This window comes from Actinoplanes philippinensis (assembly GCF_900113015.1).
Taxonomy (GTDB): domain Bacteria; phylum Actinomycetota; class Actinomycetes; order Mycobacteriales; family Micromonosporaceae; genus Actinoplanes; species Actinoplanes philippinensis.
Genome location: NZ_FONV01000011.1, coordinates 400,884 through 415,006, shown reverse-complemented (window position 1 = coordinate 415,006; position 14,123 = coordinate 400,884). Strand labels below are relative to the sequence as shown.

At 71.4% G+C, this 14,123-nt stretch carries 12 protein-coding genes; 7 read left to right on the top strand and 5 right to left on the bottom strand.

What is annotated here, in order from left to right:
- Window positions 1-26: 26 nt before the first annotated feature.
- Window positions 27-1,967 (bottom strand): serine/threonine-protein kinase, encoded by a 1,941-nt coding sequence (locus BM290_RS30130; RefSeq protein ID WP_093619277.1) that lies wholly within the window; start codon window positions 1,965-1,967, stop codon window positions 27-29.
- 206 nt (window positions 1,968-2,173) lie between these two features.
- On the opposite strand from BM290_RS30130, the gene BM290_RS30125 reads away from it, so the two are divergent.
- Both BM290_RS30125 and BM290_RS30120 read left to right on the top strand, forming a co-directional pair.
- Complete coding sequence (locus BM290_RS30125; RefSeq protein WP_093619276.1) at window positions 2,174-3,739, top strand: acyl-CoA mutase large subunit family protein; 1,566 nt, start codon at window positions 2,174-2,176, stop codon at window positions 3,737-3,739.
- Between the two features lie 216 nt (window positions 3,740-3,955).
- Complete coding sequence (locus BM290_RS30120; protein WP_093619275.1) at window positions 3,956-5,212, top strand: amidohydrolase; 1,257 nt, start codon at window positions 3,956-3,958, stop codon at window positions 5,210-5,212.
- Between the two features lie 210 nt (window positions 5,213-5,422).
- On the opposite strand, the gene BM290_RS30115 is transcribed toward BM290_RS30120, so the two are convergent.
- Window positions 5,423-6,352 carry a DUF4349 domain-containing protein gene (locus tag BM290_RS30115; protein ID WP_093619274.1) on the bottom strand — a complete coding sequence of 310 codons (930 nt, stop codon included), beginning with the start codon at window positions 6,350-6,352 and terminating at the stop codon, window positions 5,423-5,425.
- Between the two features lie 107 nt (window positions 6,353-6,459).
- Between BM290_RS30115 and BM290_RS30110 the strand changes: the two genes are divergently transcribed.
- The 3 genes from BM290_RS30110 (at window position 6,460) to BM290_RS30100 (ending at window position 8,786) form a co-directional block, all read left to right on the top strand.
- Entirely contained in the window at window positions 6,460-7,092 is a 633-nt protein-coding gene (locus tag BM290_RS30110; protein WP_093619273.1) for an MBL fold metallo-hydrolase, read from the top strand.
- A 1-nt stretch (window position 7,093) separates the two neighbouring features.
- On the top strand, window positions 7,094-7,975 hold the full coding sequence (locus tag BM290_RS30105; RefSeq protein ID WP_093619272.1) for a hypothetical protein: 882 nt from the start codon (window positions 7,094-7,096) through the stop codon (window positions 7,973-7,975).
- 73 nt (window positions 7,976-8,048) lie between these two features.
- Complete coding sequence (locus tag BM290_RS30100; protein WP_093619271.1) at window positions 8,049-8,786, top strand: SCO6745 family protein; 738 nt, start codon at window positions 8,049-8,051, stop codon at window positions 8,784-8,786.
- Here BM290_RS30100 and metG read toward each other — a convergent pair.
- Window positions 8,743-10,254, bottom strand: coding sequence for a methionine--tRNA ligase (metG, locus tag BM290_RS30095; protein WP_093619270.1), 1,512 nt, complete (start codon window positions 10,252-10,254; stop codon window positions 8,743-8,745). The genes BM290_RS30100 and metG overlap by 44 nt on opposite strands.
- A 218-nt stretch (window positions 10,255-10,472) precedes the next feature.
- On the opposite strand from metG, the gene BM290_RS30090 reads away from it, so the two are divergent.
- On the top strand, window positions 10,473-11,447 hold the full coding sequence (locus BM290_RS30090; protein ID WP_093619269.1) for a GNAT family N-acetyltransferase: 975 nt from the start codon (window positions 10,473-10,475) through the stop codon (window positions 11,445-11,447).
- On the opposite strand, the gene BM290_RS30085 is transcribed toward BM290_RS30090, so the two are convergent.
- A complete protein-coding gene (locus BM290_RS30085) occupies window positions 11,444-11,905 on the bottom strand; it encodes a gamma-glutamylcyclotransferase (protein WP_093619268.1) in 462 nt (153 codons plus the stop codon). The two genes, BM290_RS30090 and BM290_RS30085, sit on opposite strands and share 4 nt — an antisense overlap.
- Window positions 11,906-11,992: 87 nt before the next feature.
- Here BM290_RS30085 and BM290_RS30080 point away from each other — a divergent pair, with 87 nt between their 5' ends.
- A complete protein-coding gene (locus tag BM290_RS30080; RefSeq protein WP_093619267.1) occupies window positions 11,993-13,393 on the top strand; it encodes an NAD(P)H-quinone dehydrogenase in 1,401 nt (466 codons plus the stop codon).
- Here the strand turns inward: BM290_RS30080 and BM290_RS30075 are convergent.
- On the bottom strand, window positions 13,320-14,003 hold the full coding sequence (locus BM290_RS30075) for a DedA family protein (protein ID WP_093619266.1): 684 nt from the start codon (window positions 14,001-14,003) through the stop codon (window positions 13,320-13,322). The two genes, BM290_RS30080 and BM290_RS30075, sit on opposite strands and share 74 nt — an antisense overlap.
- Between the last annotated feature and the right edge of the window lie 120 nt (window positions 14,004-14,123).

The following is a 14,123-nucleotide window of genomic DNA, read 5'->3' as shown; positions in this document are numbered from 1 at the left end:
GCCGGCCCCTCATCGTCGTCCGCGTCTCACAGGTTGAGCTGGAAGGTCGACGCCATGGCGTCGAAGTACTTCTTGCTCTCGGCGAACTTGGTGTCGGTGGTGGTGAGATAGAAGGAGTACATCTTGCCGCCGACCGTGGTCATACGCCAGATGCCGTGACGCCTGTCGGCTCCCTCGCCGCAGGTGTACTCGAGCTGAGCGCCGGGGTTTCCGGAGACGGTCACCTCCTCAGTGGCGACCAGGTTGAACGGGTCGGGGCAGGTCTTGCCCTTCTTCAGCCCGGCCGGGGCGGTCTGGGTGACGAACCGGGTCGGCTCGATCGAACCGGGCTCGACCAGGACGCGCACCTTCTGGAGTTTGTCCTCCGGGTCGACATAGTCGACGTAGTTGCCGCTTGCCACCCGGCTCCAGCCGGCCGGCACCTTCACGCTGACCGCGGTCTTGCCCTTGTAGTCCTGCGTTTCGAAGCCGGCCGCAGCGGCGGCGTTGCTCGGCTGCCCGCCGGCCTGCGGCGTGGGCTGGGGAGTGTCGTCCGGCCCGGTCATGGCGAAGACCAGCACCAGCACTAGGATCACCGCGGCGGCCGCGCCGCCGGAGATCAGCTGCTTGTTGCGCGGCCACGACTTGAACGTGGTGACCGCCTTCTCCGTGGTCTCCTTCGCGGTGCCGACCACCTTGTCGATGGTGGCGCGGCGTTTCGCGGCCGGGCTCATCACCACGGTGCCCGGACGGGCGCCGCCGGGCTGCTGACCCCACGGGCCCTGCGGCGGGATGACGCTGGTCGTGTCCCCACCGGGACGGCCGCTGTTGGTGGGCAGCTTGTGGGCCGGCATGGCGCCGGTCGGGATGCTCGCGCCCGGGCCGGCCGGAGCGGGCGGCTCGGGGGCGCGCCGGCGGCCACCCGAGTTCTGCTGTTCGAGCTTGGCCAGGTGGTCGGTGAGCGACTCGCCCGGGGTCAGCATCGCCCGGCCGCCGATCTGGCCGGTCGGCTGCGGCGGGATGGGCTGGGTCTCGGCCGGCGCCGGGCTGACCGGCCGCGGCGACGGGACCACCGAATACGGGTCGGTCATCATGTGCGGCGGGTTCTTGCTGGCCAGCGGGCCGGCCAGTTGCTGCCGAAGGATGGTCCGGGCGGTCTGCACGTCCATCCGCTGGGCCGGGTTCTTCTCCAGCAGGCCCATCAGCACCGGGGTCAGCGAGCCGGCCCGGACGACCGGGGCGGGCGGGTCCTCGACGACCGAGTGCATCGTCTCGATGGGGTCGCCCTTGTCGAACGGCGGCCGGCCCTCGATCGCGGTGTAGAGCGTGACGCCCAGCGAGAACAGGTCGCTCGGCGGGCCGAAGTCGTGGCCCATGGCCCGCTCCGGGGAGATGAAGTGCGGCGAGCCCAGGACCATGCCCGGCGTGGTCAGCTGCACGTCGGTGGGCATCCGGGCGACGCCGAAGTCGGTCAGCACACAGCGGCCGTCACCGCAGATCAGCACGTTCGCCGGCTTCACATCACGGTGCAGCACCCCGTGCGCGTGGGCCACCTCGAGAGCGCCGAGCAGCGCGATGCCGATCTTGGCCACCACCCGCGGGGAGACCGGCCCGTCCTCGATCACCATGTCGGCGAGGCTGCGCGCGTCCAGCAGCTCCATCACGATCCACGGACGGCCGTTCTCGTGGACGACGTCGTAGACCTGCACCACGGCCGGGTGCTGCAGCGCCGCCGCCGCCCGGGCCTCCCGCATGGTCCGCTCATACATCGCGTCGCGGTCGCTGGGCGCCAGCCCGGGCGGGAGGATGACCTCCTTGATCGCCACGTCACGGCGGAGCAGCGTGTCCGCCGCCCGCCACACCGTTCCCATGCCGCCGTGACCCACCGCGGCGCGCAGCGTGTACCGCCCGCCGATTAGCGTGCCCGGGGCGGCGCGTCCGCTGGGGGGAGCCGCGTTCCCGCCGCTCCACGTCGGAGATTGAGTCACTGAGGATGCCACCGAGGGGGTATAGGGGCTGTCGACCAACCCCGCTATCTTGCCTGCCGTCACCCCCCGAATGAAAGTCACGACCTCAGTGTTCACGACACTTCGACCCTCCGTAGTGGCCGAGTGGCCGAGGGTGGACGCGTCAAGGACGGAGGGTGGCAAATTCCTCACGGTCGGACGCCTGAACGAGTCTTAGGATTTCACCTGTGAATGCTGAGTCGGGGTTTCCCGTCAAACCGGTGTACGGCCCCGCCGACGTGCCCGCGGGCGCCGGAGCCGACGAGCCCGGTCAATACCCGTACACCCGTGGCGTGTACCCGACGATGTACACGAAACGCCCGTGGACCATGCGGCAGTACGCCGGCTTCGGGACGGCCGCCGAGTCGAACGCGCGGTACCACCAGCTGCTCGCGGCCGGGACGATGGGGCTCTCCGTCGCCTTCGACCTGCCCACCCAGATGGGTTACGACTCCGACGACCCGATCGCGCACGGCGAGGTCGGCAAGGTCGGCGTGGCGATCGACTCGATCGACGACATGCGGCTGCTCTTCAAGGACATCCCGCTGGACCGGGTCTCCACCTCGATGACGATCAACGCGCCCGGCTCGGTGCTGCTGCTGCTCTACCAGCTGGTCGCCGAGGAGCAGGGCGTGCCCGGGACGGCGCTGCAGGGCACGATCCAGAACGACATCCTCAAGGAGTACATCGCCCGCGGGACGTATATCTTCCCGCCGAAGCCGTCGCTGCGGCTGGTGGCCGACACGTTCGCCTACTGCAGGGCCGAGATCCCGAAGTGGAACACCATCTCGATCTCCGGCTACCACATGGCCGAGGCCGGCGCCTCGCCCGCGCAGGAAATCGCGTTCACCCTGGCCAACGGCATCGAGTACGTACGGGCCGCGATCGCAGCGGGCCTGGCCGTCGACGACTTCGCGCCACGGCTGTCGTTCTTCTTCGTGGCCCGGACCACCCTGCTCGAGGAGATCGCCAAGTTCCGGGCGGCCCGCCGGATGTGGGCGCGGATCATGCGCGACGAGTTCGGCGCCAAGGACCCGAAATCGCTGATGCTCCGCTTCCACACCCAGACCGCGGGGGTCCAGCTCACCGCGCAGCAGCCCGAGGTCAACCTGATCCGGGTGGCGATCCAGGCGCTCGGCGCGGTGGCCGGCGGCACCCAGTCGCTGCACACCAACTCGTACGACGAGGCGCTCGCCCTGCCCACCGAGAAGTCCGCCCGGCTGGCCCTGCGCACCCAGCAGGTGCTCGCCTACGAGAGCGGCCTGACCGGCACCGTCGACCCGTTCGCCGGCTCGTACGCGGTGGAGGCGCTGACCGACGCGGTGGAACGGGAGGCGACCGCGCTGATCGACCGGGTCTTCGAGTACGGGTCCGCCGTCGACGCCATCGAGCAGGGCTTCCAGAAGGGCGAGATCGAGGCTTCCGCGTACCGGATCGCCACCGAGATCGACAGCGGCGAGCGGGTCGTGGTCGGGGTCAACCGGTTCACCCTCGACGAGGAGGAGAAGTACGAGCCGCTGCGGGTCGATCCGGCGATCGAGGCCGCCCAGGTGGCCCGTCTCGCGCGACTGCGGGAGGAGCGCGACGGGCCGGCTGTCCAGGACGCATTGAAAGATCTGGCGAAGGCCGCCGCCGGAAGTGTGAACGTCCTACCGTTGATGAAAGATGCCTTGCGCCTCCGTGCCACCGTGGGGGAGGTGTGTCACACCCTCCGCGGGGTATGGGGCGTGCACCGCCCCGTCGAACGGTTCTGAGCTGCTCGACGTACTCGTAGTGTGTCGCGTCACCTCCGCGATCCACTACCCGTTGAGGGGGTGGCGGGCCGGGACGATCTCCCGTGTGCCCGCCCTACCTCGGCCGGGGCGTGAGCACCTCTTTACGCGACCGTTACACAGCGTCACCACAAACGGGACTAAGCTGTCGCGCGTTGCGTAAACCGACGAATCTTCGAGAGTGATACGGAAGCCGAAGTGACTACTGCTCTGGAGGCGCCGGAAGGCGCCGATACGTCGTGGCCCGGGCAGCTGCCCGGAACCGACCCGCTCCCCGGCCGGCTGGATCGCTGGCTCGCTTCGAGGGGCGCCGAGCTGGTAGCGATTCGACGGCACATCCACGCACACCCCGAGCCGTCACACTCCGAGTTCGAGACTGCCGCCCTGATCGCCCGTGAGCTGGTCGTCGCCGGTCTCTCCCCGCGGATGATGCCGCGTGGCAACGGGGTCGTCTGCGACATCGGCGAGGGTCCCCGCACCATCGCGTTCCGGGCCGACATCGACTCGCTGCCGCTGCAGGACCTCAAGGACGTGCCGTACCGCAGCACCGTCGACGGTCAGGCGCACGCGTGCGGCCACGACGTGCACACCACCATCGTGCTCGGCCTCGGCATGGCGCTCGCCCAGCTCAACGAGCAGGGGCTGCTGCCCGGCCGGGTCCGGCTGATCTTCCAGCCGGCCGAGGAGGCGATGCCGTCCGGCGCGCCCGAGGTGATCGCCGCCGGCGCGCTCAAGGACGTCGACGCCATCTACGCGCTGCACTGCTACCCGCAACTGCCGGCCGGGCTGGTCGGCGTCCGCTCCGGGCCGTTCACCGCTGCCGCCGACGCGGTCGAGGTCAAGCTCACCGGGCCCGGCGGGCACACCGCCCGGCCGCACCTCACCGCCGACCTGGTGCACGCCCTCGGCCGGATCATCGTCGACGTCCCGGCGCTGCTCAGCCGCCGGATGGACCCGCGCGCCGGGCTGTCGCTGGTGTGGGGGTCGGTGCACGCCGGGCAGGCGTTCAACGCGATCCCCGGCGCGGGCGAGGTCCGCGGGACCGTGCGGGTGCTCAGCCGGGAGGCCTGGCGTGACGCGCCCGAGCTGATCACCCGGCTGATCCGTGAGGTGGTCGCGCCGACCGGCGCCGAGGTCGACGTCAACTACATCCGCGGCGTCCCGCCGGTGATCAACGACCGGATGGCGTCGGCGATCATCGCGGGCGCGGCGGGGGCGGCGCTCGGCCCGGACCGGGTGGTCGAGGCCGAACTCAGCATGGGCGGCGAGGACTTCTCGTTCTACCTGGAGCACGTGCCCGGCGCGATGATCCGGCTCGGCACCGGCCGTCCGGGCTCCGATGTGCGGCACGACCTGCACCAGGGCGACTTCGACGTGGACGAGAGCTGCATCGGCTACGGCGTCCGGGTGATGGCCCACACCGCCCTGGCCGCGCTGTCCACCGGCGCGTTCTGAGCTGATTGGCTTCGCTTCGCTCCGCGGCAAAACGCCTTTTGACCGGTGAGGAGGCGAGTGATTTTCCGCCGCCCGCAAACCCCGCGGACGTCGAAAAATCACTCGCCTCCTCACCGGCGGCATTTTGCGGGTCGCTCCGTGGCTACGTCCTCGCGGATATCGCGGGGTGGTGGGGCCGCCGTTCTGCTGCCGGGGGTGGTCGTTTCCCCGTCAGGGGGTTGATGTGGAAGCCTCGGCAGCCGGGGTGACCACCGGGGTGTTGCGGCGCCGGTAGCGGCGGAGCAGATGGACGATCGCCCACGCCGGGAGGCCGAGGGCGATGATCCAGGGCAGCAGCGCGCCGAGCACGGTGAGCAGCACGCCCAGCGAGGCGACCAGAGCGTTCCAGCCGTTCGAGAGCCCGCCGAGGAACCCGGCCGGGTCGTCGCCGTCGTCGGTGACCGTCGCGTTCGGGCCGAGCAGGACGACGGTGATCGTGGAGAGCGACGTGAGGTCGCTGAGCCGGCGCTTCTTGGCCTCCAGCGACGCCAGATCCGACTCCCGGGAGGCGACCTCACGCTCCAGCATCACCAGGTCGTCCAGGGACTTGGCCTCGGCGAGGAGCCGCTTGCCGCTCTCCACCCGGGCCTTCTGCACCTCGATCCGGGCGTCGAGGTCGACGACCTCCTCGGTGACGTCCTGGGTGTTGATGCCGCGGTTCTCCTCGTCGCCGAGCTTGGCGAGCTGGTCGACGACAGCGGAGAACTTGTCGGCCGGGATGCGCAGTTTGATGGTCGCCGTGGACGAGCCGTCGCCGCTCTGCCGCTCGTCGCCGCCGACGAACCCGCCGTTGCCGGCGGCGATGCCGGTGACCTGAGCGGCCTTGTCGGTGACGTTGTCCACCCGAACCGTGATCGACCCGTTGTAGATGATCGACCGTTGATCTATCCGCAGGTCAGGCGCCTGTGCGGCGGTGTCCTTGCCCTGCTCCGGCGCGGCCCCGGCGGGAGCGGCCGCCCGGTCGGCGGCTGCTCCGCCGCCCTCCGCGCCACCCGCCGCCGGCTTGGCCGCGACATTTTCACTCGAATCCATGGAGTCGGCGCCACAACCCGCGAGCAGCATGCCCGCCAGCAACGCCGCGACGATTCCCCGTTTCCTCATGGCAGCTCCGATCTGAGTCTTCACTGACCGTGGGACGTGCGGCACGCACATCCCGGTTCCGGCAGACTGCGGGGTGAGCGGTTACAAAACAGCAGCGGAGGGGTCCCGTGCGCGTCACGAAGTTCACGCATTCCTGCCTACGCATCGAGGGGACGGGGGTGCTCGTCGTCGATCCCGGCGAATTCTCCGAGTCGTCCGCATTGGACGGCGCCGACGCGGTGCTCATCACCCACGAGCACGCCGACCACCTCGACGTCGCGGCGGTCACGGCGGCCGTCGCCCGGCGGCCGGACCTGCGGATCTTCACGCACGAGGCGGTGCTGCCACTGCTCGCCGACGTCGCGTCGGCCACCACCGCGGTCGCCGCGGGGCAGGAGTTCGAGGCGGCCGGCTATCGGGTCCGGGCGTTCGGCGGGCAGCACGCGATCATCCACCCGTACGTGCCGGTCTTCGCCAACCTCGGGTTCCTCGTCGACGACGGCGCCGGCAACCTCTACCACCCCGGTGACTCGTTCGTGGCGCCGGACGTCGAGGTGGAGACGCTCTTCGTGCCGCTGAACGCGCCGTGGGCGACGATCGCCGAGTCGCTGGAGTTCGTCCGCGGGATCCGTCCGGGGCAGGCCTTCGCCCTGCACGACGGGCTGATCAACGAGCGTGGGTCGGCCATCTACGGCAAACATCTGGAGACCTTCTCCGAGACGAAGTTCCGGCAGGTGGCGCCGGGCACCCCGCTGGACTGACGTGCTCGGCATCGACGTCGTGACCCGGCGGCTCTACGAGGCGCCGCCGGACGGGTTCGTGGCGGCGCGTGCGGCCGCGATCGAGGACGCCCGCCGCGGCGGCGACCGGGACGCGGCCAAACGGCTCGCCGCGCTCAAGAAGCCGACGGTGGCGGCCTGGGTGGTCAACCTGGTGGCGCTGCGGCGGCCCGAGCTGATCGAGGAGCTGGTCGAGCTGTCGACCGCGCTGCGGGCCGCCCAGCGGGAGCTGCGCGGCGACCAGTTGCGGGAGCTGTCGACGCAGCGGCGGCAGTTCGTCTCGTCGCTGGTCGCGGCGGCCCGGCGGCTCGCCGTCGAGGAGTCCGGGACGGCCGCCGGGAAGCTGCCGCTGGGGGATGTGGAGGCGACGTTCACGGCGGCGCTGGCCGACCCGGAGATCGCCGTGCAGGTGCGGTCGGGGCGGCTGATTCGGGCGGTCTCCTACGCCGGGTTCGGTGAGGTGCCGCGGCCCCGGTTGCGCCTGGTCACCGACGAGGACGCGGAGACCGGGGAGGCCGCTCCGGAGCCGCCCGCCGCCACCCGGGAGCGGGCCGCCGAGGAGCAGCGTCGCCGGGAGAGTGAGCGCCGCCGGCGGGAGCTGGAACGGGAGCTGAACACCGCGCGGGCCGACGAGCGGCGCGCCGACGGGCGGCTGGAACGCGCCGAGGACGCCGAGCGGGAGGCCGAGCACCTGGTCGAGGACCTCGACGCGGAGCTCGCCGAGCTGGAACGACGGCGTACCGAGGCGGTCGCCGACGTGGCCCGGCGCAAAACCGCCCGCCGTGCCGCCGAACGCGATGCGGCGGCCGCCCGCCGCCGGGTGGGGGACGTGCAAGGGGCGCTGGACGAGCTGGAGGCGACATAGATCGCGGGAGCGTTCTCTTCGGACGATCGACGGAGATTTTCTTTAGACGGTCAAGGAGAGCAGAATCGGGCAGGTGACCCCCGAACAGGCCGCCGCCCACGCTCGCACGGGACTCGCCACGATCCTCCGGGCCTTCTCGGAATCCCCTCGGACCCTCCAGGGCGCCCGGCTGCTGGGGCTGTCCGGCTGGGCGTATCACGTGTCGGCCCGGGCCGGGGCGCTCGGCGAGGTGCGGTCCGAGACGGTGGCCGCGGTGCTGGCGTTCATCGCGCCGGAGGCGGTCACCGACGGCTGGGAGGCGGCGGTGAAGGCGTCCGCCCCGAGTGAGGTCGCCCGATGGCACCTGGGGGAGCTCTGCAAGTGGGGCGCCGACCAGCTCGGCGGCTTCCCCCGGCTGGCCCGGCTGATCGACCTGGCCGACCGGATCACCGACCACGTGGACACCGCCGGGCTGCCGCTGTATGCGGCGTGGCGGGCCATGCCGGCGCCCGAGGCCACCCCGGGCGCGCGGGCCGCGATGCTGCTGCACCAGCTGCACGAGCATCGCCTGGGCGTGCACGTCCTCGCGGTCCGGGCCAGCGGCCTCACCCCGCTGGAGGCGATCATCGCCGGCCCCGAGGGCGAGACCGGCGCGGTGGCGCTCGGCTGGCAGGGGCCGTATCCGCCGGCGGGCCCGCTGGTCCGCCGGCTGATGTGGTCCGACGCGGTGGCCGACTCGCTGGCCGGCCAGGCCTACGCCGCCCTCGACCAGTCCGAGCGCATCGAGTTCACCGGCCTGCTGGAGTCCCTGGGGCACCGGCTGGTCCACTGATCCTCGGGAAGACCGGCTCGGGGCGTGCCACCCGGTCGCCGGTCAGCAGGCGCCCGTGCAGGCGGGCGGCGCCGTCCGGCAGGAACGGGGACAACTCGGTGGCGACCAGGCGGCAGGCCCCGACCAGAACACCCAGCACCGCGTCGAGCCGGCCGGCGGCGGCCGGTTCCCACGGCCGTTCGGCCTCGATGAAACGGTTGCCCTCGTCGACCACCGCCACCAGCGCGTCGGTGGCGGCCCGGAAGTCGAAGTCGTGCAACGCGCGGTCGATCTGGCCGGGCAGGCGATCGCACACCGTCCTGAGCGCGCCGGAGGGTACCGGCCGGCCGGTGGGTTGTGACACCCGGCCGCCACGGTGCTTCCAGGCCAGCGCCAGGGTCCGGTTGACCAGGTTGCCGAGCCCGTTCGCGAGGTCGCCGTCGGAGCGGCGCACCAGCCGCTCGACGGTGAAGTCGGTGTCACCCACCCGGGCCGGCTCGCGCAGCAGCCACCAGCGCACGGCGTCCGTGCCGTAACGGCCGGTGAGCGCACACGGGTCGACCGCGTTGCCTGCGCTCTTGGACAGCTTCGCGCCGTCCGCCGACAGGTAGTCGTGAACCAGGATCGCGGTGGGCAGCGGCAGGCCGGCGGAGAGGAGCAGGGCCGGCCAGTAGACGGCGTGGAACCGGACGATGCCCTTGCCGATCACGTGCGCCCGCTCACCCGGTCCGGCCCACCAGCGGCGGTACGCGGGGTCGCCGTCGCCGTACCCGAGCGCGGTGACGTAGTTGGCCAGCGCGTCCCACCAGACGTACACGACCTGGTCCGGATCGCCGGGCACCGGGATGCCCCAGCCCCCGGCCCGGGCCGCCGGACGGGAGACGCTGAAATCGGTCAGGCCGGCCCGGACGAAGGCGAGCACCTCGTTGCGCCGGGCGGCCGGTTCGATACGCAGCCGGCCGGACTCCAGCAGCTCCAGAATCCGGCCGGTGTACCGGGACAGCCGGAAGAACCAGTTCTCCTCGGCGACCGGCTCCGGGACCACCCGATGCTCGGGACAGAGCCCGTCGGTGAGCTCGGCCGCCGCCCAGAACTGCTCACAGCCGGGGCAGTAGAGGCCCTGATAGGCGCGCCGGTAGAAGTCGCCGCCCGCCGCGCACTCCCGCCACAGCCGGTCCACCCCGGTGGCGTGCCGGGCGTCGGCAGAGGTTCGGATGAAGTCGTCGAAGGACAGCGACAGCGGCTCGCGCAGCGCGGCGAAGCGGGCGGCGTTCGTGTCCACGAAGTCGCGCACGTCCACACCGGCCGCCCGGGCCGCCGTCACGTTCTTCAGCGCGTTGTCGTCGGTGCCGGTCAGGAACCGCACCGGCCGCCCGCGTAACCGGGCGTGCCGGGCCAGCACGTCGGCCTGCACCAGCTCCAGGGCGTGCCCGAGGTGCGGGGCGGCGTTGACGTACGGGATGGCGGTCGTCACGTAGAAGGTGTTCATGGTCGTCCCTCTCCGCCTGGTCCCGGACGGGGAGACGCCGAACCACAGCCCCGCCGAGACGGGGCCTGCTCGTGTGAAGTGGTCAGCGCACGGCGAGGAGCCCCGGGAAGGGGCGCATCATCGACTCACGGCGCGGCTGCATGCGGCCATGGTAGGCGCTCGTGGCGGCCCGCGAAACTCGGTTGGCAGGGCCGCGGGCGCCGTGGTCCGATGCCCACATGACGGAACTTCCCCAGGGCTGGACCACCCGCCGGCCCACCCTCGACGACGTGCCCGCGATCCTCGAACTGGTGCACGCCAGCGACATCGCCGCGGTGGGGGAGCCCGACTACACCGCCGACGAGGTGCGCGAAGACCTCACCACGCCGAACACCGACATGGCCCGGGACTGCCTGCTCGCCCTGGACGACACCGGCACGATCGTCGGCTGGTCCTTCCCGGGCAACTCCACCGGCCGGGACCGGGACATGGCCAACGTCTACTTCTGGCCCGGCCGCGGCCTGCCCGCCCTGAAACCGCTGCTCGAAATGCTGATGGTGCGGATGACCGAGCGGGCCGCGGAGCTGGGCCACCCGGTCTACGAGGTACGGGCGGGCGCGATCCCCGGCGAGACCGAGCTGATCCAGGCGCTGACCGACGCCGGATTCGTCTTCCTCAAGCAGTTCGCCCGGATGCAGATGTCGCTCGACGGCTTCTCCCCGGCCGTGCCCGAGCCGCCGGCCGGCATCACGGTCCGCCCGGTCCGGCACGACGACGAGGCCGAGATGCGGGCCTTCCACGCGGTCATCGAGGACGCCTTCGTCGACTCCGACCACCTGGCGATCCCGTTCGACGGCTGGCTCGGCCAGGTCACCAAGCCCGGCGTGCCGTTCGACGAGTGGTTCGTCGCCGAGGCGGACGGCCGGATCGTCGGCGCCCTGCAGTCCAGCGACGGCGGCGAGGACACCGACGAGGGCTGGGTGAAGCACCTGGCGACGCTCCGGGCGTACCGCAAGCGGGGTGTCGGTGAGGCCCTGCTGCGCCGCGCCTTCGCCACCTACGCCGCCAACGGGCGGCCGAAGGCCGGTCTCGGTGTCGACCTGGCCAACCCGACCGATGCCGCGAGCCTGTATTTCAAGGTCGGCATGGACGCGCTGTACCGGGCCAACATCTACCGTACGACCGTCGACGCGGCGGTCGAGGCGCCGGCCTAGGGCTCCGGCGACGCCGTACCGGTGGGCCGGCCGCGCAGATCGGCGACGTAGTCGTCGGGCGCGCCGGCCTTCTCGGCCGCGTTCGCGATCTCCGACAGATACCACGCGGTCGGCAGGCCGCCCTCGTAGCCGGCGAAGACGTAGACCCATGCGGGTACGTCACCGTCGAGCGTCGATACACGGACGGTCACCTTCTGGTACGCCCCAGCAGTCACCCCCTCGACCTCGTCGAGCTGTGACGCATCCCACGGGTGGACGTCGTAGAGCGAGACGAAGACCCGGTCGCCGGGTGACTCGACGATCGTGCTCACCGCCCCCTCCCAGCCAATTTCTCCCTCACCGGCGAAGGTCAGGCGCCAGCCCTCCACCCACCCCACGCCGACCATCGGCGAGTGTGGGCAGTAGGCCAGCATGCGGGCCGGATCCATGTTCGAGCCATACGCGGCGTAGTGACGCACGGCGACGACGATAGTCGTAGCGAGCGGTGGTGAGAATATGAGGAGTGCGTGTCGGCACGTCTAATGGTTTTTGGAGGTCGGTTTGTCGTGAGTCGGATCGTGATCATCGGTGGCGGACCGGGCGGATATGAGGCGGCTCTGGTCGCGGCGCAACTCGGGGCGGACGTCACGCTCGTCGAGGCGGAGGGTCCGGGCGGCGCGTGTGTGCTCACCGACTGCGTGCCCTCCAAGACCTTCATCGCCAGCTCCGAGGTGATGACCGGTTACCGCCACGAGGAGCGGTTCGGGATCCGGTCCTCCGGCCTGGCCGGAGTCAGCGTCGACGCGAAAGCGGTGAACGAGCGGGTCAAGAAACTCGCGCTCGCCCAGTCCGGTGACATCCAGACGAAGCTGATCAAGGCCGGGGTGAACGTGGTCCGCGGCCGGGCGCGGCTCGGTGAGGACCGCCTCGGGCATACCCATCAGGTGCTGATCACCCCGGAGGGCGCGGAGACCTACCCGGTCGAGGCGAGCACCGTGCTGCTGGCCACCGGCGCCACCCCGCGGGTGCTGTCCACGGCCCGGCCGGACGGCGAGCGGATCCTCGACTGGCGCCAGGTGTGGGACCTCGAGGAGCTGCCCAGCCATCTCGTGGTGATCGGCTCCGGCGTGACCGGCGCCGAGTTCGCCAGCGCGTACCTGGCGATGGGTGTGAAGGTGACGCTCATCTCCAGCCGCGAGCGGGTCATGCCGCACGAGGACGCCGACGCCGCGATGGCGATCGAGCGGGTCTTCCGTGAGCGGGGCATGACCATTCTCAGTCAGTCCCGGGGCGACGCGGTCGAGAACACCGGCGATGGGGTACGGGTGACGCTCTCCGACGGGCGCATCGTCGAGGGCTCGCACTGCCTGATGGCGGTCGGCGCCATCCCCAACACGACCGAGCTGGGTCTGCGGGAGTACGGGGTGGACGTCTCCGAGGGCGGCTACGTGACCGTGGACCGGGTGTCGCGTACCAACGTGCCCGGCATCTACGCCGCCGGCGACTGCACCGGCGTCCTGCCGCTCGCCAGCGTCGCCGCCATGCAGGGCCGGATCGCCATCTGGCACGCCATGGGCGAGGCCGTCGCACCGCTGCGGCTGCGGACCGTGTCGGCGAACGTCTTCACCGACCCGGAACTGGCCACCGTCGGCGTGTCGCAGAACGAGGTCGACTCCGGCCGCTTCCCGGCCCGCCAGGTGATGCTGCCGCTGACCGGCAACGCGCGGGCCAAGATGTCCGGGCTGCAGGACGGATTCGTGAAACTATTCTGCCGACCGGCGACCGGGCAGATCGTCGGCGGCGTCGTGGTGGCGCCGAAGGCGAGCGAGCTGATCCTGCCGATCACCATGGCGATCGAGAACAACCTGACCGTCGATCAGCTGGCGCACACCATCACGATCTACCCGTCGCTCTCCGGGTCGATCGCGGAAGCGGCACGTCAGCTGATGCTGCACGAGATCCAGTAGCGTCCGGCCCGCTCCCGAAGAGGGCCAGCGCCCAGCCGGCCGTGCCGAAGACCAGCGCGGCGACGGCGGCCAGGGCGAACAGCCGCCAGGCGGACTGGGTGATCGCGGTGCCCCCGAGGTGCCCGACCAGTCCGCCGTAGGCGGCCCAGGTCAGCGCGGCCGCGCCGTCATACCCGACGAAACTGCGGATCGGGTAGCCGGTGCGGCCCGCGTTGTACCCGGACGCCATCCGGCCGCCCGGCACGAACCGGCACAGCAGCACCACCAGCGGACCCGGCCGGCGCAGCCCGCGGGTGAACCGCTCCGCCGCCCGCCTGGTCCGGGACTCGGGCTCCCCCAGCGGCGGCGTGAACCGGGCCGCCAGGACGCTCAGCCGGGAACCGGTCGAGCGGCCCAGCACGAACGCGATGCCGTCACCGGCGAACATGCCCAGCGCGCCGACCGTGATCACCAGGGCCAGGTCGAGATCGCCGTAGACCGTGAGGGCGCCGGAAGTGATCATCACGGCCTGGGTGGGCACCACCGGGACCAGCGCGTCGACCGCGAGCAACGCGAACAGGGCCAGATAGGCCCACGCCGGCGTCGCCAACACGGTCGGCAGATCGATCATCGGTACGGCCACCTCGCGGCTTCGGGGTCTCCGGCATTCTGCGTGAGAGCGGCTGAGAAAGCGCTGTGCTGACAGCATGCGCCCAGCCCGGCACTCTCCGCGGTGATGCGGGACACGCTA